Source organism: Pseudomonas sp. WS 5051, assembly GCF_012985715.1.
GTDB classification, from domain to species: domain Bacteria; phylum Pseudomonadota; class Gammaproteobacteria; order Pseudomonadales; family Pseudomonadaceae; genus Aquipseudomonas; species Aquipseudomonas bubulae.
Window position 1 is genome coordinate 47,409 of sequence record NZ_JAAQWV010000003.1, and the last position, 21,368, is coordinate 68,776.

Annotated in this window: 16 protein-coding genes and 1 tRNA gene; 15 read left to right on the forward strand and 2 right to left on the reverse strand. The window is 57.8% G+C overall.

Going from position 1 to position 21,368, the window contains the following annotated elements:
* Positions 1–85 precede the first annotated feature (85 nt).
* The 14 genes from HBN79_RS04995 (at position 86) to HBN79_RS05060 (ending at position 18,546) form a co-directional block, all read left to right on the forward strand.
* Positions 86–3,442, forward strand: a complete 3,357-nt coding sequence (locus tag HBN79_RS04995; protein WP_094999984.1) for an EAL domain-containing protein — start codon at positions 86–88, stop codon at positions 3,440–3,442.
* A gap of 509 nt (positions 3,443–3,951) precedes the next feature.
* Positions 3,952–4,027 (forward strand) — tRNA-Ile (locus HBN79_RS05000).
* A 124-nt stretch (positions 4,028–4,151) separates the two neighbouring features.
* Positions 4,152–6,002 (forward strand): reverse transcriptase/maturase family protein, encoded by a 1,851-nt coding sequence (locus tag HBN79_RS05005; protein ID WP_095037225.1) that lies wholly within the window; start codon positions 4,152–4,154, stop codon positions 6,000–6,002.
* A 391-nt stretch (positions 6,003–6,393) separates the two neighbouring features.
* Positions 6,394–7,560, forward strand: a complete 1,167-nt coding sequence (locus HBN79_RS05010; RefSeq protein ID WP_095020441.1) for a Fic family protein — start codon at positions 6,394–6,396, stop codon at positions 7,558–7,560.
* 32 nt (positions 7,561–7,592) lie between these two features.
* Positions 7,593–8,045, forward strand: coding sequence for an Lrp/AsnC family transcriptional regulator (locus HBN79_RS05015; RefSeq protein WP_016782458.1), 453 nt, complete (start codon positions 7,593–7,595; stop codon positions 8,043–8,045).
* A gap of 150 nt (positions 8,046–8,195) precedes the next feature.
* A complete protein-coding gene (locus tag HBN79_RS05020; protein ID WP_095025313.1) occupies positions 8,196–9,878 on the forward strand; it encodes an NAD(P)/FAD-dependent oxidoreductase in 1,683 nt (560 codons plus the stop codon).
* 135 nt (positions 9,879–10,013) lie between these two features.
* Complete coding sequence (locus HBN79_RS05025; RefSeq protein ID WP_169916419.1) at positions 10,014–10,808, forward strand: carbon-nitrogen hydrolase family protein; 795 nt, start codon at positions 10,014–10,016, stop codon at positions 10,806–10,808.
* A gap of 39 nt (positions 10,809–10,847) precedes the next feature.
* The gene (gene pqqF, locus HBN79_RS05030; RefSeq protein ID WP_169916420.1) at positions 10,848–13,286 is read left to right on the forward strand and encodes a pyrroloquinoline quinone biosynthesis protein PqqF; all 2,439 of its coding nucleotides are present in this window, start codon (positions 10,848–10,850) and stop codon (positions 13,284–13,286) included.
* 152 nt (positions 13,287–13,438) lie between these two features.
* Positions 13,439–13,513 carry a pyrroloquinoline quinone precursor peptide PqqA gene (pqqA, locus tag HBN79_RS05035; protein ID WP_003444522.1) on the forward strand — a complete coding sequence of 25 codons (75 nt, stop codon included), beginning with the start codon at positions 13,439–13,441 and terminating at the stop codon, positions 13,511–13,513.
* 82 nt (positions 13,514–13,595) lie between these two features.
* A complete protein-coding gene (gene pqqB / locus HBN79_RS05040; protein ID WP_048361138.1) occupies positions 13,596–14,507 on the forward strand; it encodes a pyrroloquinoline quinone biosynthesis protein PqqB in 912 nt (303 codons plus the stop codon).
* Positions 14,508–14,585: 78 nt separating this feature from the next.
* Positions 14,586–15,338, forward strand: coding sequence for a pyrroloquinoline-quinone synthase PqqC (gene pqqC / locus HBN79_RS05045; RefSeq protein WP_169916421.1), 753 nt, complete (start codon positions 14,586–14,588; stop codon positions 15,336–15,338).
* Positions 15,335–15,610: a pyrroloquinoline quinone biosynthesis peptide chaperone PqqD gene (gene pqqD, locus HBN79_RS05050; RefSeq protein ID WP_169916422.1), complete on the forward strand. Its 276-nt coding sequence runs from the start codon at positions 15,335–15,337 to the stop codon at positions 15,608–15,610. Before pqqC ends, pqqD begins: the two co-directional genes overlap by 4 nt.
* The gene (gene pqqE, locus HBN79_RS05055; RefSeq protein WP_094999918.1) at positions 15,582–16,748 is read left to right on the forward strand and encodes a pyrroloquinoline quinone biosynthesis protein PqqE; all 1,167 of its coding nucleotides are present in this window, start codon (positions 15,582–15,584) and stop codon (positions 16,746–16,748) included. Before pqqD ends, pqqE begins: the two co-directional genes overlap by 29 nt.
* Entirely contained in the window at positions 16,714–18,546 is a 1,833-nt protein-coding gene (locus HBN79_RS05060; RefSeq protein WP_169916423.1) for a S9 family peptidase, read from the forward strand. Before pqqE ends, HBN79_RS05060 begins: the two co-directional genes overlap by 35 nt.
* Positions 18,547–18,563: 17 nt before the next feature.
* Here the strand turns inward: HBN79_RS05060 and HBN79_RS05065 are convergent, their stop codons facing one another.
* Both HBN79_RS05065 and HBN79_RS05070 read right to left on the reverse strand, forming a co-directional pair.
* Positions 18,564–18,722 (reverse strand): YqaE/Pmp3 family membrane protein, encoded by a 159-nt coding sequence (locus HBN79_RS05065; RefSeq protein WP_004419451.1) that lies wholly within the window; start codon positions 18,720–18,722, stop codon positions 18,564–18,566.
* Between the two features lie 185 nt (positions 18,723–18,907).
* Positions 18,908–20,191 (reverse strand): aminotransferase class III-fold pyridoxal phosphate-dependent enzyme, encoded by a 1,284-nt coding sequence (locus tag HBN79_RS05070; RefSeq protein WP_169916424.1) that lies wholly within the window; start codon positions 20,189–20,191, stop codon positions 18,908–18,910.
* 217 nt (positions 20,192–20,408) lie between these two features.
* On the opposite strand from HBN79_RS05070, the gene HBN79_RS05075 reads away from it, so the two are divergent.
* Positions 20,409–21,308, forward strand: a complete 900-nt coding sequence (locus HBN79_RS05075) for a LysR substrate-binding domain-containing protein (protein WP_094999915.1) — start codon at positions 20,409–20,411, stop codon at positions 21,306–21,308.
* Positions 21,309–21,368 lie beyond the last annotated feature (60 nt).

Here is a 21,368-nt window from a genome sequence, read left to right on the forward strand (position 1 = left end):
CTTTACAGCTAAAAACCTCCTGCTCCCTCCCCTCTGCCACAGCCCGACTACACTGGATGCATCCAGGTGTATTGAAGGGATGCGTATGTCACGCTTGCTGGCTACCCTGCTTCTGTCACTTCTCGTTTGGACCTCTGGCGCCCAAGCCCTGACGTTCACCGATGAAGAACAGCAATGGCTCAAAGAGCACCCCGAACTGCTCCTCGGCATCGATACCACATGGCCGCCTTTTGAGTTCCTCAACGCACAGGGCACCTATACAGGCCTCGCTGCCGACTATGTAAACCTGATCACCAACCAGTTGGGCGTAAGCGTCAAGCAAGTCGCTGCGTCAAGCTGGAGCGAAGTCCTGGAGCAAACCAAGGAAGGCAAACTCGACTGGTTACCCGGCGTCATGTCGACCCCCGAGCGGCAAAAACGCCTGGCATTTACCCGGCCCTATCTGGACTTCCCCATTGTCATCCTCGCCCACAAGGGCGGCGCGGCGCCTAAAAATATCCAGGAACTCTACGGCCTCAGAGTGGGTGTAATTGAAAACTACGCCCCCCACGAATTACTGCGCGCTCAACACCCTGACCTCAACATCGTCGCCCTGCCCAACGTCAGCTCGGCGTTGCAGGCTCTGGCCACGGACCAGGTGGATGCCATGGTGGGTGATCTGGCTTCCAGCGTATGGAGCTTGCGCCAGCTCAAGCTCGATGGCCTGTACGTCAGCGGGGAAACCCCGTATCGCTTTCAATTGGCCATGGCCGTTCCTAAAAACCAGACCGTTCTGCTAGGACTGCTGGACAAGGTGCTGGCCAATATAAGCCCGAGTGAAACCCAGCGCATTCAGCAGCACTGGGTAGGCGATATCAACGATTACCGACCCCTGTGGCGCACCCTGCTGCTCTATGTCCTGCCTGGCATACTGCTGCTGATCATCATTTTGTTCGTAGTCATCCGCATCAACCGACGCCTGAGCTCCGAGATTTCCCGGCGAACCACCCTCGAACAGGAACTGCGCAGCAGCGAGGATCACTACAAGGGGTTGATTGAAAGCCTTTCGGCTATTGCCTGGGAAGCACAGCTGGACAACGACACCTATACCTATGTCTCCCCCCAGGCCGAAGCCTTGCTCGGCTATCCAGTCTCTGACTGGCTAAGCCCGGGGTTCTGGAAACGGGTCGTTCACCCCGATGACCTGCCCAGAATCCAGGCCTGGCGTAAAAAAGAGATCAGCGCAGGCCACGATCACAGCTTGGACTATCGGGTGATCACCGCAGAGGGCAACATCCTCTGGCTACGGGACATTGCCAGTATCACGACCCACAATCAGCAAGCCGTGGTTCGCGGCTTGCTGATCAATATCAGCGAAACCAAGCAGACTGAAGAAGCCTTGCTTCTTTCCGAAGAAAAGTTTGCCAAAGCTTTTCATGCATCGCTGGACGGCCTTTTGCTGAGCCGTCAAAGCGATGGCCTGATACTCGAGATAAACGAAGGTTTCAGCCGGGTCATCGGCTATGACAGTGCCAGTGCCTTGTACCACTCAACCCTGGAACTGCAATTGTGGGTCGACCCCCATGAGCGCCGTGAATTGCTTGCGGTCCTGGAAAAAAACGGCTTTGTGCGCGACTTCACCTGCCATATCCGACACAAGGACGGGCAAGTTCGCCTCTGTGAAATCTCCAGCTACCCGTTGCTGATCGGCGCCGACGACTGCATTTTGACCATCGTCCACGACATTACCGAACGGCATCAGATGCAGGAAAAACTTCTGCAAACAGCCACCGTGTTCGAGAGCACGGCCGAAGGCATCATCTTTACCGATCCCGAGCAAAAAATTACCGCGGTCAACCGGGCCTTCGGCGAAATCACCGGTTACTCCGAAAGTGAAGTCCTGGGCCAGACGCCGCGCATGCTGGGGTCTGGCCGACACGACAAACTGTTCTTTGCAACCATGTGGTACCAGCTATCGACCGCTGACAACTGGCAGGGCGAAATCTTCAACAGACGCAAAAACGGTGAAATCTACCCCAGCTGGATGACCATCAGCGCCGTGCGCAACAACAATGATGTGGTGACACATTTCGTCGCCGTATTTTCTGATATTTCCACCCTCAAACTGGCCCAGGAACGCCTTGATCACCAGGCCCACCACGACCCGCTGACCAACCTTCCCAACCGTTTGCTGTTTGAAAGCCGGGTGCGCCAGGTACTCTCCGATCAGCGGCGCAATGATCAACATAGCGCGGTGCTGTTTCTGGACCTTGATCGCTTCAAGAACATCAATGACAGCCTCGGGCACCCTGTGGGCGATCAGTTGCTGAGGGGCATCGCAGCCCGCCTCACCGAACAATTGCGCGACATCGACACGGTCGCCCGTCTTGGCGGCGATGAATTTATCGTCCTGCTGCCTGGGCTCAAACACCCGGAAGATGCACAGAAGATTGCCGAAAAGCTGCTGAACAGCTTCAACGAACCCTTTCTGACCGACGAAAGCGAACTGTTTATCAGCGCCAGCGTCGGTATCAGCATCTACCCGGATGATGGCGACGACGTGGCCACACTGATCAAAAATGCCGATATCGCGATGTACCACTCCAAACTCAAAGGGCGCAATCGCGTCGAACGTTACAGCCACGACCTTAACTCCCAGACCAGTGCCCGCATCCTTCTGGGCCAGGAACTGCGCCGCGCCCTGGAGCGAGGCCAGGTCTCACTGCTGTATCAGCCCAAAGTCCGGTTGCGCGACCATACGCTGGCTGGCGCCGAAGCACTGTTGCATTGGAACCACCCTCTACTCGGAGGAATCTCACATGAGCGCTTGATTCATCTGGCAGAAGAAAACGGCATGATCATTCAAATTGGTGACTGGATGCTCGAGCGTGCGTGCCAGCAACTGTGCTCATGGAATCAACTGTACAAGCCCTTTGGACCCATCTCGGTCAACCTTGCCAGCGCCCAATTACACCAGCCGGGGCTGATGGCGCACATTCAGCAACTGCTCGAAACCTGCAAGCTCAAACCCGAGAGCCTGAAACTGAAAATCACCGAAACTTTTCTCACCGGCCAGACCGAAGCGGCATTTGATGCCCTGCATCGGCTCAAACAACTGGGAGTAAAACTGTCCATCGACAATTTTGGTACTGGCAACTCGTCCCTCAGTTACCTGAAGCGCTTGCCGTTGGACACGTTGAAAATCGACCCGTCATTTGTACATGGCTTGCCCGACGACCCCCATGATGCTGCCATCGTGCATGCCATCATCGCGCTGGGGCACAGCATGCACTTCACCATCATTGCCGACGGTGTTCAAAACCGGGAACAACAGATTTTCCTGGCGCAGGCAGGTTGCGAACTGATCCAGGGCGAGATCGTCAGCCCGCCGTTACTTCCCGAAAAATTTGCAGCAACTTTCCTTCACCTGGCAATTTCAGATCTTTCGGATAGCACTACTTAGAAACCATCGTTATAATCCGCGACCTACTGAGGGCCTATAGCTCAGTTGGTTAGAGCAGGGGACTCATAAGTGCGCCGTAAGATGGCGCAAAAACGTTGTGGTTAATAGCCACCCCCTTGTGACAATAGGGGTAAAGCAGCGGCTTACCGGAAGGGGAAACCCCGCAAGGGACAAGAGCATGCCGTGAAAAGGCTTCCTGCGGAGGATCTCAACTCCAATAGAGGGGGTCAGCTAGGGCAGGTCATGGTTAAGGCTGGATTGCTTGAAGCCAAGGTGAAGCGTGGGTAGGTCGTAACTGGGGTGGCACTGAGATTGACGCCACTCCCTTCGGTTGCGGGAGGACGATTATGAGTCTCCTGCATGTCACACCGGAGGCGCTAGCACAGGTAGTGTGAAAGACAACCGAAATGGCAACCTAAAACCTGAGCACGTTTTTTGCGTTAACTGCGGGATCACCTAAAGGGAGTAATCCCCATGGTGACGGAAGGCTCGTAGTACCCGATAGACCTGGGCCGGTAGCATAACGGTTAATGCAGCGGACTCATAATCCGTTGAGTGGGGGTTCAAATCCCCCCCGGCCCACCACTTTTAGTGATTGGCTCATGACATCGCCACGCCGCCGCACCCGGATCTCATGCGACCGACTAATCCTCGGTGAAGGGGAAGGGGCCTAGGATATTTAGTCTCTAGGATCGTGGAGGTATGCGTGATGCAGTTAAAAAGCTTCACGAGAATCGAGGCAATCAGGAAGGCGAACGCCGACCCTACCTACGTGAATGATCGACTTTACCGCCTGATGTTCAAGGAAGACTTGTACATCGCGGCCTACGAGAAGATCAAGAGCAAACCGGGCAACATGACGCCGGGTGTGGATAAAACGACCCTCGACCAGTTCTCGACCACTACAGTCAAGAATATGATCGAGAAAATGAAGAACGAAAGTTTTTCATTCAGGGGCGCCAGACGGGTACTCATCCCTAAGGCCAATGGCAAAACACGAGCATTATCTGTTGCGCCACCCACCGACAAAGTCGTTCAAGAGGTCATGCGAATGATCTTGGAGGCCATATTCGAACCAACGTTTAGTAGTAACAGCCACGGATTTCGGTCGGGAAGGAGTTGTCACACCGCTCTAAAGCAAATCCGCGACACGTGGTCGGGAGTAACCTGGATAATCGAGGGAGACATTAAAGGCTGCTTCGACAACATTCAGCATGACCTCCTAATCAACGCGCTACGGACACGCATTAAAGACGAGAGATTCATCACTCTGATAAGGAAAGCGCTGAACGCGGGCTACTTTGATAACGGGGTCTTTTTCTCTGGTTCACTCGGGACGCCTCAGGGGAGCATTATCTCTCCCATGCTGGCCAACGTGTTCCTGCACCAGCTTGACCAGAAAGTGGAAGAGCTGATCAAAGAACACAACATCGGGGAAGAAGATAGAAAGGCAAGAAACCCGGAATATCGTCGCCTAGTATCGAGACGCGAATTCCTACAGAAGAAGGCAGACACGGCTCAGGGAGCCGAACGTGATCTGTTGATCGAGCAAATCCGCGAGATCAAAAAGGCCACATTGAAACTCCCTCCAACACTTGTGTCTCGCAATGGATTCATTAGAGTGAAGTACGTTCGGTACGCCGACGATTGGGTCGTAGGCATCAACGGGCCGAGGGAACTAGCTGACCGACTGCGTGTGGAGATTGGTGATTACCTTCAAAATCTGGGACTCGAACTCAGCATGGAGAAGACCCATATCAGGCATGCGAAATCGGAGCCGGCAAGATTCCTAGGAACCTCCTTCAGGGTAGGCTCCACAAGTCCGAAGATCATGCGGGTCAAGCGAAACGGCAAATGGTTCACCAAACGGGTGGCAGGTTGGACACCATTGATGTACGCCCCTGTGACGGACATCGTGGCAAAACTCAGCTTGAAAGGATTCTGCAATCCTCAGGGCGAGCCTACTACCATCAATAAGTGGATCTATCTGGACGACTACCAAATCGTTGAGCAGGTGGGGAGTGTGTGGAGAGGTATCTGTAACTATTATTCCTTCGTGGACAGGTTCAGTAACCTAAGTAGAATCCAGTACATTCTGCAACACGCAGCAGCCAAAACCCTGGCAACCAAACATAGGTCGTCAAGGAGTAAAATCTTTTCGAAGCACGGGGCGAAACTCCGAGTAAGAGTGATGAATGCGGCTGGCGAGGAAGTGAAACAAGTGGCAATGCCGCTCGTGAGAAGTTGGAACGCAAAACCAAACCGATTTATGATCGGCGAAGTGGACACCAACTTCCTGGAGAGGAACCTACGCTTGCGAACGCGATCCAAATTAGGATCACCTTGTGTTATCTGCGATAGCGACGACAGAGTAGCAATGCACCACGTGAAACATATTAGGAAGCTGGGAAGCAAGGTGGCGGGGTTCACAAGGGTCATGGCCGTCCTTAACCGGAAGCAGATCCCTGTATGTCATGAGTGTCACCACAAGATCCACCGTGGCGAATACGACGGCATATCCCTATCCAGCTTTGCGCACCCACACGTGGCAGCAGCCTGACGAATATCTGGAGAGCGCAGTGCTTGGAAACCTGCACGCTGCGTTCGGAGGAAGCTAGTTGATGTCCATGAGTTTCGATGACCTCAACATCGTGGCTCCGGGATCCGGTTAGCCATCCTACTCCCTTGGTCGTAGGTTCGAGTCCTACTGGGCCCACCAAACTCAAAGCCGCGCACTGCGCGGCTTTTGTGTTTCCGGGGTTTGGGATTTTGCTTTTCAAAACGCCCAGAAAACCGGTTTGCGTCCACAAAACGTCCACAGGCCAGCTCTATAGTCCTTTCGTCGGCTTACCCTGCATCCCAGGTTAGACAGTGAGCCGATTAGCCGGCATTATCGGCTCACTATATGAGCCGAATATATTCATTAATCGGCTCATAGACGAGTAAAGCCCATGAACGATTCCCCCTGGATCTGGCAACAGCCCGGCTGGCCAAACTTTAGCTGGCAAGCTGAGATGCTTAACCCGCTATTGCGTGCCTGTACCCAGGCTCAGGGCCGTTTGCTGGGGATGATTGGCGCTGTCGGAAGTGATAATGAAGCGCTCAACAGCCTGGACACCATGCTGCAAAACATCGTTACCTCATCAGCCATTGAGGGCGAACAGCTGAATGCAGGCTCTGTACGTTCATCCCTGGCTCGCCGCATGGGGCTGACCGGAACAGGTCGCACAACTGCACGCTCCGAAGGCTTGGCACAATTGTTGTTCGATGCCACAAGTGCGCATCAACGCTTGCTGGATCTTGAACGCCTCTATAAGTGGCACTGCTGGCTGTTCCCCGGCGAGGACAAGCTGTTGGCCCGCCCACTGCACACTGGCACGCTGCGCGGCGAAGAACCCATGCAGGTAGTATCCGGGCCCCTCCACCACCCCACCGTGCATTTTGAAGCACCACCACGTGCCGGGCTGGAAGAGCAACTGGGCGACTTCCTCACTTGGTTCGAGAGCAGCAGAATCGATGTCAGCCTTGATCCTTTACTACGTGCTGGCATTGCCCACTTTTGGTTCGTTACCTTGCATCCGTTCGATGACGGCAACGGCCGCCTCACTCGCACGCTCACCGATTTGGCATTGGCCCAGAGTGAGCAGCAATCCATCCGCTTCTATGCCATGTCAGCCAGCATTCTTGATGACCGCACCGGTTATTACCGAATTCTGGAGTCCAGCCAGAAAGGCACACTGGATATCACTCCTTGGTTGCAGTGGTTTCTAGCCACGCTGCTTAAAAGCCTGGAGCAAGCCCTTGCCCGGATTGAACGAGTATTGAGCAAGGCCCGTTTCTGGCAACTACACCGCGACCAGGCCCTGCTAGCCGAACAGCTCAAGGTGCTGAACCACCTGCTCGACGGTGGCGAACGCGGCTTCGAGAACGGTATAAACGCCGCTCAATACCAAGCCGTGACCAAAGTCTCCAAGGCTACCGCGACCCGCCACCTAGGTGACCTGCTTGCGAAAGGCTGCATCACTCGCCTGCCTGGCAGTGGGCGCAGCACACGCTACCAAATTCAGTACGGCGTCAGCCTCCAAGGTGACCAGACACTGAGTAGCAAACTCGACTAAGACCAACAATCACGCAGCCCCTGGAGCCACCCTTGCCTGACACCCGCCCCCCTGCACTGGATGAAATCGACCGTCAATTGATCGCGGCCTTGCAGCTCAATGCCCGGGAAAGCGTGGCAATGCTGGCACGCCAATTGGGGATTGCCCGCACCACCGTGACATCACGCCTGGCGCGGCTGGAGAAAACCGGGGTGATTACCGGCTACGGGGTTCGCTTGGGCCAGCGCCTGATTGATGGCGGCCTGCAGGCCTATGTCGGGATTACCGTGCAGCCACGCTCCGGCAAGGACGTGGTGCGACGCTTGAGTGCGATGGCCCAGGTGCAGCAACTGTGCGCAGTCAGTGGCGAATTCGATTACGTGGCTTGGCTGCGCAGCGATTCACCCGAGCAGCTGGACCAGTTGCTCGATCAGATCGGCAGTGTCGAAGGCGTCGAGAAAACCACCACCTCAATCATCCTCAGCAGCAAAGTTGATCGCGGATAAGTCACATCGACTAGCCGCTTCGTCATATTGACTAAATAAAAGTCATAACGACGACAGTTTGCGTCTTATTTACGTGTTCTGCGCTGCCTATCATGGTGCCTGTCTTTTTCTATACTCAAGGTAAAGCTTGGGTCGCCAGCAAGGTCAGCCATGAACAAGAATAATCGTCACCCTGTCGACGGTAAAAAACCCGTCACCATCTTCGGCCCGGACTTCCCGTTTGCCTTCGATGACTGGATCGAACACCCCGCTGGCCTGGGCAGTATTCCCACACATAAACTTGGCGCTGAGGTAGCGATTGTCGGTGCTGGCATGGCCGGGATGGTGGCGGCCTACGAGTTGATGAAGCTGGGCCTCAAACCCGTGGTATATGAAGCCTCGAAAATGGGTGGGCGCCTGCGCTCGCAAGCCTTTGAGGGCAGTGAAGGGGTGATTGCCGAGCTCGGCGGCATGCGCTTTCCGGTGTCTTCAACAGCGTTTTACCACTATGTCGACAAGCTGGGGCTGGAGACCAAACCCTTCCCCAACCCGCTGACCCCAGCTTCCGGCAGTACGGTTATCGACCTCGAAGGCCAAACCTTCTACGCACAAAAACTGGCGGATCTGCCTGCCCTGTTTCAGGAAGTGGCCGACGCCTGGGCCGATGCGCTGGAGGAAGGTTCGCGCTTTGGCGATATTCAGCAAGCCATCCGTGACCGCGACGTCCCTCGCCTCAAAGAGCTGTGGAACACGCTGGTTCCTCTGTGGGACGACCGCACGTTCTACGACTTCGTCGCGACCTCCAAGGCCTTTGCCAAACTGTCATTCCAGCACCGCGAAGTGTTTGGCCAGGTGGGTTTCGGTACTGGCGGATGGGATTCGGACTTCCCCAACTCGATGCTGGAAATCTTCAGGGTGGTGATGACCAACTGCGACGACCATCAGCATCTGGTCGTTGGCGGTGTCGAGCAAGTGCCACTGGGAATCTGGCGCCACGCCCCCGAACGCTGTGCCCATTGGCCTACAGGCACCAGCCTGAGTTCGCTGCACAACGGCGCACCTCGCACCGGGGTCAAGGCGATCTCTCGCACACAAGATGGGATGTTTTCCGTCACTGACATTCTCGGAGTCACACGCCCCTACGAAGCCGTGCTGGTCACATGTCAAAGCTGGCTACTGACCACCCAGATCGAATGCGAAGAGTCGCTGTTCTCACAGAAGCTGTGGATGGCCCTTGACCGTACGCGCTACATGCAATCATCGAAAACCTTTGTCATGGTCGACCGCCCGTTCTGGAAGGACAAAGACCCGGAAACCGGCCGCGACCTGATGAGCATGACCCTCACCGACCGCCTGACCCGTGGTACCTACCTGTTCGACAACGGCGACGACAAGCCGGGGGTGATATGCCTGTCGTACTCGTGGATGAGCGATGCGCTGAAAATGCTCCCGCACCCTGTGGAAAAGCGCGTGAAGCTGGCCCTCGACTCGCTGAAAAAGATTTATCCGAAGGTGGATATCGCCAGCCGCATCATCGGCGACCCGATCACCATTTCATGGGAGGCAGACCCGCATTTCCTGGGCGCCTTCAAGGGTGCACTGCCGGGGCATTACCGCTACAACCAGCGGATGTATGCGCACTTCATGCAACAGGACATGCCTGCAGAACAACGCGGGATCTTTATTGCCGGCGATGACGTGTCGTGGACCCCGGCCTGGGTTGAGGGCGCGGTGCAGACTTCATTGAACGCGGTCTGGGGCATCATGCATCACTTTGGCGGCAGCACCCATGCGGCCAACCCGGGGCCGGGAGATGTGTTCCACGAAATTGGCCCGATTGCGCTGCCGGATTGACCCCGCAGGGTGAATTGATTCCAGTGGGAGCGGGCTTGCTCGCGATTCAGGCAACGCGGTGCATCAGGCATATCGGGTGGATGATATCGCGAGCACGCCCGCTCCCACACCAACAGTCAACACCAGGAGAACCCCATGCGCATTGCCCTTTACCAATGCCCGCCTCTGCCCTTGGATGTTGCGGGCAATCTGCAGCGTTTGCGTGAAACAGCCCAGCAAGCCGATAACATTGACCTGCTGGTGTTGCCCGAAATGTTCCTCACCGGCTACAACATCGGCGCGCAAGCCGTAGCCGAACTCGCACAAGCCCACGACGGCGACGCCGCACAGCAAATTGCCAAACTGGCCAAAGCCACGGGCATGGCCATTGTGTACGGCTACCCCGAGCGCGGTGCAGACGGACATATCTACAACAGTGCACAGTTGATCGACGCACACGGCAAAAGTCTGTGCAACTACCGCAAGACTCACCTGTTCGGCGAACTCGATCACTCGATGTTCAGCCAGGGCCCCGACTCATTCCCGGTCATTGAACTCAACGGCTGGAAGCTCGGCCTGCTGATCTGCTACGACCTCGAGTTTCCGGAAAACACCCGCAGGCTGGCCCTGGCCGGAGCTGACGTGATTGTGGTACCCACCGCGAATATGGTGCCCTTCGAGTTCATCGCCGATGTCACCGTGCGTTGCCGCGCTTTCGAAAACCACTGCTATGTAGCCTACGCCAACTACTGTGGCCATGAAGGCGAGATCCATTACTGCGGCCAAAGCAGCATCGCCGCACCCAACGGCAAACAGATTGCCCTGGCCGAACAGGATGAGACCCTGCTGGTGGCAACGTTGCAACGCCAACAGCTGACTGATGCAAAAAGCGGCAACTTTTACCTCGCAGACCGTCGGCCCGAGCTATATGGCGAGCTGAGCAAGGGCTAAATCCGCTAGCATGAGCGCTTCTCTGTTCCGGAAGTGCCCATGCCTGCGCTGAACCACCCTCACACCCAACGTCTGACCCTTGAAAACGGCCTGACCCTCTGCTTGCGCCACGAGCCGCGCCTCAAGCGCTGCGCGGCCGTTTTAAGGGTCGCCGCAGGCAGCCATGATGTGCCTGCGGCCTGGCCGGGCCTGGCGCACTTCCTTGAACACTTGCTGTTTCTGGGCACCGCACGCTTCCCGGCGGCAGACAACCTGATGGCCTGGGTACAGCGCCACGGCGGTCAGGTCAATGCCAGAACCTGCGAGCGACATACCGACTTTTTTTTCGAACTGCCCATGGGTGCTTTCGAAGGGGGTCTTGAACGCTTGTGCGACATGCTCGCCCATCCGCGCATGACTCTGCCTGACCAACTGCGTGAACGTGAAGTGCTACATGCCGAATTTATTGCCTGGGCCCGTGAGCCTTCGGCACAGCGTGAGATCAAACTGTTCCAGCCATTGAACCCGGCCCATCCACTGCGCGCATTCCATGCCGGTAACCGTTATAGCCTGCCAGTACCTCGCGCGGGTTTTCAGCAAGCCCTGAAAGGTTTCTACCAGACCTTTTATCAGGCCGGACAAATGACCTTGAGCCTGAGCGGCCCGTCGGCAATCCGTGAACTGAGCACCCTGGCCGAGCGCTGCAGCACTGTGTTGCGCCCCGGCAAAGCCGTGCAACAGGCCGATGCACCCGCCTTGATGACCGGTCAGCAGCGACATTATCAACACATTGACGGCTCGCGCCTGAGCCTGATGTTTGCCCTGGAACAGCTGCCGCCGGAGTCTGACAAGGCGCTGGAGTTCCTGTGCAACTGGATCAATGCCGACAAAGCCGGCGGTCTGTTCGCACAGTTACGCCAGCAGCAACTGATCGACACCCTTAAGGCCACGTCGCTCTACTGTTTCAAAGACCAGGCACTGCTACAGATTGAGTTCACTGCAACCAACGCCATTGCCCAACATGCCACGCTAATCAGTGACACCTTCCATGACTGGCTGGGGTTCTTCCGCGCACAACAGGACTGGCCTGCGTTACGTGAAGAGTTCTGTCTGCTGCAACAACGCCAGCAAGACATCAGTGGCGCACTGGAGCTTGCTCGAAGTGACTGCAAGCAACATGTGCCCGGCTTATCGGATCAAGGCGTAACAACCCTCAAGGTCGTACTGGGGCAGCTGCAGCCAGAGGCAATGCAGTTATCGCACCATGCCTGGCAACTGCCAGCGCCCAATCCATTTCTGCAAGCAGCGAAGGAGCCGGTGAGTGCCGGCCTGATTCGCGGGCAAACCAGCGCTCACCGTGGTTTGCGCACCTTTGCCCAGGATCGTTTGCGCAGTCGCCGCGACGTGTCTGCCATGAGTTTCAGCACGGCAATACCCAACCTCAGCGGCGAAGCAGCGATTTACCTGCGCTGGCGTTTGCCCGCTACACCTGCCGACAACCCGATGCCTGCGCTGCAGAACAGCCTGCGCCCGTTGATCCAGGATGCTCGTGACGCTGGTGTCGAACTTTCGCTCAACGCTTTGGGCAATGACTGGCTGCTGAAGATGTACGGTTACCACGAGCCGATGCCCGCCATTCTGGAAAGCGCCCTGCGTACGCTCGCCAGCCCGTGCACCGGGCAATCAGCCGGCACGCCCCCTGAGGCGACGTTGATGCCCATTCGCCAACTGCTCAAGCGCCTGCCCGAACTGTGCCCGCCCGCTGGCGAAAGTGACGGGGCCCACAATTGGTCAGAAACACGCTGGGACGGGCTGGCAGTCGGCCTGCCATCTGCCACACAGGCCTTGATTGGCCCCGTGCTGAACAAGGTGCCTGGTACCCCGGATGCGCAACTGACGCTTCAGTCCGGGCATCCTGTCGAGCGCCATTGGCACACAGTACCCTGTGATTCCAGCGAACACGCACTGCTGCTGTTTTGCCCGGCCGCCGAGGCCACAGTGGCGGGCGAAGCTGCCTGGCGTCTGCTTGCCCAAGTGGCGCAAACCCCGTTCTATCAACGCCTGCGGGTTGAACTGCAATTGGGATACGCGGTGTTCAGTGGCTTGCGCCAAATCAATGGCCAAACCGGCCTGCTGTTTGGTGTGCAATCGCCCCACGCGAGCACGGCACAAATCTTTGAGCACATCCGTAACTTCCTCGTAGATTTGCCAAATCTGGTCTCGGCACTGGATGAAACATCTTTCACCCAGGCCCGCGCCGCCCTGGCACAGCAATTCTCAAGTGAGGCCCTGGGCGTGTCCCAGGCCAGCGAATTGCTATGGCAAAGCAAGCTGGCAGGCCACCCGTCGGATTACCTGACAGCCCTCTACACTGCGCTTATGGCGCTGGATCAAGACACTACACTCAAGGCTGCGCAGCAAACCACACAACCTGACAGCCGCTGGTTATGTGTGGCTACCGGTCCTGTAACTGAAACGTTTTATCCAGGAAGAAGCTGATAATTACCAACCCTGCAAAGGGCTTTCTTCGACATTGGGCGTTCAAAAAGCGTCAAATTTAGTAACATAGCCACCTAAGCTTTTGAACATCTCCTTCGGGAGCTGGACTAATCAAGAGACACTACTCACCCACCCGCTGAAGGAGTCATGTTATGGCTTGGACTAAACCTGCTTACACCGACCTGCGTATTGGCTTTGAAGTCACCATGTACTTCGCTAGCCGTTGATCTGCTTCTTCACTGAGCAGAGCAACCCAACGCCTCGGTTCGCCGGGGCGTTTTTATTTCCAGATTTGCAAGAGAACACGCCATGTTTGTCCAGATTCTAGGTTCCGCCGCTGGCGGTGGTTTCCCGCAGTGGAACTGCAACTGCGTCAACTGCGCGGGTTTTCGTGATGGTTCGTTAAACGCCAAGGCACGTACCCAATCGTCGATTGCGATCTCCGACGACGGCGTGAACTGGGTGCTGTGCAACACCTCGCCCGACATTCGCGCGCAACTCCAGGACTTCGCCCCGATGCAACCGGGCCGTGCCCTGCGTGATACCGGGATCAGCGCCATCATTCTGATGGACAGCCAGATCGACCACACCACCGGCCTGCTGAGCCTGCGCGAAGGCTGCCCCCACGAAGTCTGGTGCACTGACATGGTCCACGAAGACCTGAGCACCGGTTTCCCGCTGTTCACCATGCTTAAGCACTGGAATGGTGGCCTGAACTGGAACCGCATCGAGCTGGAAGGTTCGTTCACCATCCCGGCCTGCCCCAACCTGCGTTTCAGCCCGCTGCCCCTGCGCAGTGCCGCGCCGCCGTATTCGCCGCATCGCTTCGACCCGCACCCGGGCGACAACATCGGCCTGATCGTCGAAGACCTGCGCACCGGCGGCAAACTGTTCTACGCCCCCGGCCTGGGCAAGGTTGACGCACCCTTGCTGGAAATCATGGCGGGCAGCGACTGCCTGCTGGTAGATGGCACCATGTGGGACGACGACGAAATGCAGCGCCGCGGCGTAGGCACCCGTACCGGCCGCGAAATGGGCCATCTGGCGCAAAACGGCCCCGGTGGCATGCTCGAAGTGCTTGAGCAACTGCCCGAGCAGCGCAAAGTGCTTATCCACATCAACAACACCAACCCGATTCTCGACGAAGACTCCGCCGAGCGTGCCGAACTGGTTCGCCGGGGGGTTGAAGTGGCCTTTGATGGCATGAGTATCGAATTGTAAAAGCTGAATCTGTAGCAGCTGCCGAACGCAGCCTTCGGCAGCTGCTACAAAGGCATCACATTTTTTTGGAGGCACCAGATGACCCAAGCCCCACTCTCTACCACCGAATTCGAGGCCGCCCTGCGGGCCAAAGGCGCGTATTACCACATCTACCACCCCTATCAGGTGGCAATGTACGAAGGCCGCGCGACTCGCGAGCAGATCCAGGGCTGGGTCGCCAACCGTTACTACTACCAGGTCAATATCCCGCTTAAGGATGCCGCGATCCTGGCCAACTGCCCTGACCGTGAAGTGCGCCGCGAGTGGATTCAACGCATGATCGACCACGACGGCGCGCCCGGTGAAGACGGCGGCATCGAAGCCTGGCTGCGCCTCGGTCAAGCGGTTGGCCTGGACCCGGATCAACTGCGCTCTCAAGAGCTGGTCCTGCCCGGCGTTCGTTTTGCCGTGGATGCCTACGTCAACTTCGCCCGCCGCGCTACATGGGAAGAAGCCGCCAGCAGCTCGCTGACCGAAATGTTTGCGCCGCAAATCCATCAGTCGCGCCTGGACAGCTGGCCCCAGCATTACCCGTGGATCGACCCCGCCGGCTACGAATACTTCCGCACCCGGTTGGGCCAGGCCCGACGCGACGTGGAGCACGGGCTGGCAATCACCCTGCAGCACTACACTACTTATGAAGGCCAGCAGCGCATGCTGGAAATCCTGCAGTTCAAACTCGATATCCTGTGGAGCATGCTCGATGCCATGACCATGGCCTACGAGCTGGACCGCCCGCCCTATCACAGCGTGACCAGCCAACGTGTCTGGCACAAAGGAATCACCCTATGAGCTTTGATCGCAGCAGAATCCCGACCTGGCGCACCGGCTATCGTTACCAGTACGAGCCCGCGCAAAAAGGCCATGTGTTGCTGTACCCCGAAGGCATGATCAAGCTCAATGACAGCGCGGCCCTGATCGGCGGCCTGATCGACGGCCAGCGCGACGTCGCGGCCATTATTGGCGAACTGGACAAACAGTTCCCCGGCGTACCCGAGCTCGGCGCAGATATCGAGCAATTTATGGAGGTCGCTCGTGCAGAGCACTGGATCGAACTTGCCTGACAGCCGTATCCCGCCCAAGCCTGAAGTCGGCCTGCCGCTGTGGCTGCTGGCTGAATTGACCTACCGCTGCCCGTTACAATGTCCGTATTGCTCCAACCCTCTGGACTTCGCCCAGCAGGGCAAAGAACTGAGCACCGAACAGTGGATCAAGGTGTTTCGCGAGGCGCGGGAGATGGGTGCAGCGCAACTGGGGTTCTCCGGTGGCGAGCCACTGGTGCGCCAGGATCTGGCAGAGTTGATTGGCGAAGCGCGCAAGCTGGGTTTCTATACCAACTTGATCACCTCGGGCATCGGCCTGACCGAGCAAAAGATCAGCGACTTCAAAAAAGCCGGGCTGGACCATATCCAGATCAGCTTCCAGGCCAGCGACGAGCAGGTCAACAACCTGCTGGCCGGCTCGAAAAAAGCCTTCGCGCAAAAGCTCGAAATGGCCAGGGCCGTCAAGGCCCACGGCTACCCGATGGTGCTGAACTTCGTCACCCATCGGCACAACATCGACAAAATCGACCGCATCATCGAGCTGTGCATCGCCCTTGAAGCCGACTTTGTTGAGCTGGCCACCTGTCAGTTCTACGGCTGGGCCCAGCTCAACCGTGTCGGCCTGCTGCCGACCAAGGAGCAACTGGTACGGGCTGAGCGCATCACCAACGAATACCGGGCCAAACTGGAAGCAGAGGGTCACCCCTGCAAGCTGATCTTCGTGACGCCGGACTATTACGAAGAACGCCCAAAAGCCTGCATGAACGGCTGGGGCAGCATCTTTTTGACCGTCACACCTGACGGCACGGCCCTGCCGTGTCATGGTGCCCGACAAATGCCGGTCGAGTTCCCCAATGTGCGTGACCACAGCATGCAGCACATCTGGTACGACTCGTTTGGCTTCAACCGTTTTCGTGGTTATGACTGGATGCCCGAGCCCTGCCGCTCGTGCGACGAGAAAGAAAAGGACTTCGGCGGCTGCCGTTGCCAGGCCTTTATGCTCACCGGGGACGCCAGCAATGCGGACCCGGTGTGCAGCAAATCGCCCCAACACAACCTGATTCTCAAGGCGCGCGAAGAAGCCGAGCACGCCACCCAGACCATCGAACAATTGGCCTTCCGAAATGAACGAAACTCACGTCTTATCGCCAAAAGCTGAGCCCTTCAGCGCCGCACTCGCCGTAGCCGCCGGGGTTGATTTCGCAGAATTGCGAGTCGGCCCGCAAGGCCTGTTCTGGAACGAATATCGTCCACAGGATGCGGCCTCGCGCATCTGGCACTGGCGCGATGGCCAGGCCCACTGCCTGACGCCCGCTGGTTTCAGCGCACGCAGCCGGGTCTATGAGTACGGCGGTGGCGGGTTTTGCCTGAGCGATAACGCCGTGGTGTTCGTCAACGAAACCGATCAGCAGCTGTATCTGCAACCTCTGGAAGGTAGCGCCCCGCAGGCACTGACCCAGGGTGAATGCCGCTACGGCGGCGTGCAGTTTGCCGGCGGGCAGGTGCTGGCAGTCGAAGAAACCGGCGACCAACACCGACTGGTCAGCATCGACCTGGGCACCCTTGAACGTCAGATCCTGGCTGAAGGTGCCGACTTCTACGGCGCACCGGCGCTGAGCCCTGACGGCCAGCGCCTGGCCTGGGTCGAATGGAGCCGCCCACACCAACCGTGGACCTCTACCCGTTTGATGCTGGCCGATGGCCAAACCGCCGGGCGCTGGAACACCGCGCAGTGCCTGGCCGGTGATCTTGATGAGGAATCGCTGCAACAGCCGCGTTTCGACGAACATAACCGGCTCCATTGCCTGACCGACCGCGCAGGTTTCTGGCAGCCCTGGGCCGAGTCTGGCGAAGGCCTGGTACCCGCGCCCAGCGCGCGCGCCGATCACGCCCCGGCCCCTTGGCAACTGGGCACCAGCACCTTTGTGCCGCTGGGAGAGCAGGCCTATCTGGCCAGTTGGACCGAGGACGGCTTCGGGCGACTGGGCATCCGCACAGCTGACGGCAACCTCGAAGACTTCACCGGTGACTACAGCCATTTTCGCAGCCTGGCATGGGATGAGGCATTTATCTACTGCATCGCAGCATCGCCGATACGCCCTTCAGCCGTGATCCGTATCTGCCGTGCCGAGCATAAGGTGGAGGTACTGGCAGGTGGCATTGCACCGCTGCCCCCCGAACGTATCAGCCGCCCGAGAACTCTGCGTTATCCCTCTGGAACGGGCCATGCCCACGGTTTTTTCTACCCGGCTATGAACGGCGAAAAAAAACCGCCCCTGCTGGTATTTATCCACGGCGGTCCGACTTCGGCCTGTTACCCGATGCTCGACCCGCGCATTCAATACTGGACCCAGCGCGGCTTTGCCGTGGCTGACCTCAACTATCGCGGCAGCACCGGCTATGGCCGTGAGTATCGTCAAGCCTTGCATTTGAATTGGGGCGTGGTGGATGTCGAAGATGCCTGCGCGGTGGTCAGTTATCTCACCGAACAAGATCTGATTGCTCCCCGCCGTGCGTTTATTCGTGGCGGCAGCGCGGGGGGTTACACCACCTTATGCGCGCTGGCATTCCATAAAGTGTTCCGGGCGGGTGCCAGCCTGTACGGGGTCAGCGACCCAATTGCGCTGACGCGGTCCACCCACAAGTTTGAAGGTGACTACCTTGACTGGCTGATTGGCGATCCGGAGCGCGACGCTGAACGCTATGCAGCGCGCACTCCGTTGCTGTACGCCAACCAGATCAGCGTGCCGGTTATTTTCTTCCAGGGTGAGCTGGACGCTGTAGTGGTGCCGCAACAAACCCGCGACATGCTCCAGGCCCTGCAATACAACGGCATCCCGGCCCAGGCCCATTACTACCCGGACGAACGCCACGGCTTTCGCAAGGCCAGTAACCAGGCCCATGCACTGGAACAGGAATGGTTGTTTTATAGCCAGGTGATGCAGGCCGATACATAACTGTAGTCGCTGCCTGGTTACCGCTTGGCGATAATCCACACCGCATGCACGATGCCCGGGATATAGCCGCACAGGGTCAGCAGAATATTCAGCCAGAACGCACCGGCAAAACCCACCTGCATAAACACACCCAGCGGTGGAAGCAGAATGGCAAAGATGATTTTAATAAGATCCATATGCGCAGCTCCCTGATAGTGGCGGGCCAGAAATGGCCCTGCTTCTAATCGACTCCAGGCGCAAGCCAAAGGTTCAGACTGAACTTATCCACAGACAAAAAAAACGCCCCGTACCGAAGAAATCAGGCACGGGGCGATGCGTTATACCGCGAGACGGTTCTTTAAATTCTGTGTAACGGCTGCAATCAGACGGCAACCCCGCGACGGCACTGCAATTGCGCCGTTCGAACCCGGGAAAACGCCCGGGCCAGACGCAGCAGCATTTCATCGATATTGCCCTTGCTCACACACAGGGCCGGGGTAAAACGCAGGCAGTCGGGCTGCGGGGCGCTGATCAGCAAGCCCTCATACAACGCCGCCTTGACCACAGCGTCTGCCGAGTTATCCGACAAGGTCAGACCCCAAAGCAGACCCTGGCCGCGTAATTCGCCCTGTGCATAACTATTTGCCAACCTGCCCAAACCCTCGCGCAGGTGTTGCCCCGCGTCGCGAACCTGCTGCAGAAAGCCCTTGTCCAGCACGGTATCCAGCACCGCCAACCCCGCTGCGCTCATCAAGGCATTGCCATGATGGGTACCGCCCAGCTCGCCGGGCTCCAGGCAACAGGCCTTGCCCCGAGCCAGCAATGCGGCCACTGGTACACCGCCGCCCAGGCCCTTGCCTAACGTAATGATGTCGGCGCGAATGGCGTAATTCTGTTCTGCCAGCAAGGTGCCGCAACGCCCCACGCCGGTCTGCACTTCATCCAGGATCAGCAAAATGCCCAGCTCGCGACACAAGCGCTCAACACCCTTGAGGTAGTGCTCAGTCGCCGGAATCACCCCGGCTTCGCTTTGTACCGGTTCCAGCATGATGGCCACGGTCTGCGCATCGACTGCCGCATGCAGCGCCGGCAAATCGTTGAACGGCACATTGATAAAACCCGGCAACTGCGGCTCGAAGCGGTTATCCACAGATGCGCTGCCCGAAGCCGACATCGCGCCAAAGCTGCGACCGTGGCAGCTGCGGCTGGCCGTGATGATCCGATGGGCGCCACCGCGATGCAGCTGGCCCCATTTGCGTGCCAGCTTGATCGCACCTTCATTGGCCTCAGCGCCGGTGTTGAGCAAATGCACCTGATCACTACCGGTGCTTTCACACAAGCGCTGCGCCAGGTTCAACATCCCGCGGTTTAAAAAACCTGCACCCGGGTTTAGCAACGATTGCGCCTGCTCGGTCATTGCCTTGACCAGCACCGCCGGGCTGTGGCCCAGGCTGTTGGCCGCACTGCCCTGGATAAAATCCAGATATGCACGGCTGTCGCTGTCCCACATCCATGAGCCCTGGCCGCGCACAAACACTTGGGCTTCACGCTCAACGCAGGGCATCAGGCAGTCTCGGGACGGGTGGTTGCCAGCTTTGGATGGCGCAGAGTGGGCGGCCATTTCTTCGAGGCTGGGGGAATGGCGACGCAGGTTAAACAGGTTCATGCACGCGGACCTTGTGACCATAAACAGATTCGATTTGCAACCGCCGACGCTTCATGGGAAAGGTAAACCTCTGCTCGGGTTTATTGTCCTGCCTATGTAAAACGCCGTTGCCTATCAGCATCTCTGGCTCGATGAGCCTTGTGGAATGGGCGTAGACTAGGCGCCGGCAGGCCGTTGAGCCATTTCGTTTTTTAAGCATTTTCGATAAGTATTACTTATGGATTTCAAGCAACTGCGTTATTTCGTCGCGGTCTATGAAGAAGGCCATGTGGGCCGTGCCGCCGAGCGGCTTTGCATCTCGCAGCCAGCCCTCTCCCAGCAGATCCGTCAGCTCGAACACAACCTTGATGTGAGCCTGTTCGAGCGCAGCAGCAAGCGCCTGCTGCCTACTTTGGCAGCACACACGCTGTACAACCACGCGCTGCCCTTGCTCGACGGATTGCAGCGAGCCAAAGAGGCTCTGCACAACTTTCAGGGCCAGGCCCTGCGCACCATTGCCATCGGTGTATTGCAAACTGTGCATACCAGCCTGGTGCCGCAGATGCTGGAGCGTGTACGTCAGGCCCAACCCCATTTGGTGGTACAGATCTACGAGCTCACGGGCATAGAGATCGAACGGCGCCTGCTGAATGGTTCACTCGACATTGGCATCAGTTACCTGCCGCCACGCCAGCCTGGGCTGCACGCCATGATGCTTTACGAAGACGAACTGCAACTGGTGATCCCGGCGGATCATCCGTTGCGCGAATTCAAGAAAGTGTCCTTGAGCCAGGCGGCAGAGCTGCCGATGTTGCTGCTGGGGGAAGAGTTTCAGGTGCGCCAGATCTGGCAAGCCCAGCTTGCCAATCTGGGCCGTCGCCCGCAGGTGCAGGCCGAGCTCAACACCATGGCGGGGATCCTCGACAGCCTGCCCCATAGCAAGCTGGCCACTGTCTTGCCAGGGCGCTCGCGTCATCAACACGACGACAAGGCGCTGCTGTGGAAGCCGCTGAGCGAGCCACGGGTACCGCTGCAAGTGGGGCTGGTGTGTCGCGATGTGCAACGCCAGCAAGCCACTTTGGGACTGCTGCGCACGTTGCTTGAAGATGTGATGCAGGGCGATGAAGGGGCGCTGTAGCTGGCCACCTTGTGGGAGCGGGCTTGCTCGCGATTCAGGCGACTCGGTGCTCCAGGAAGA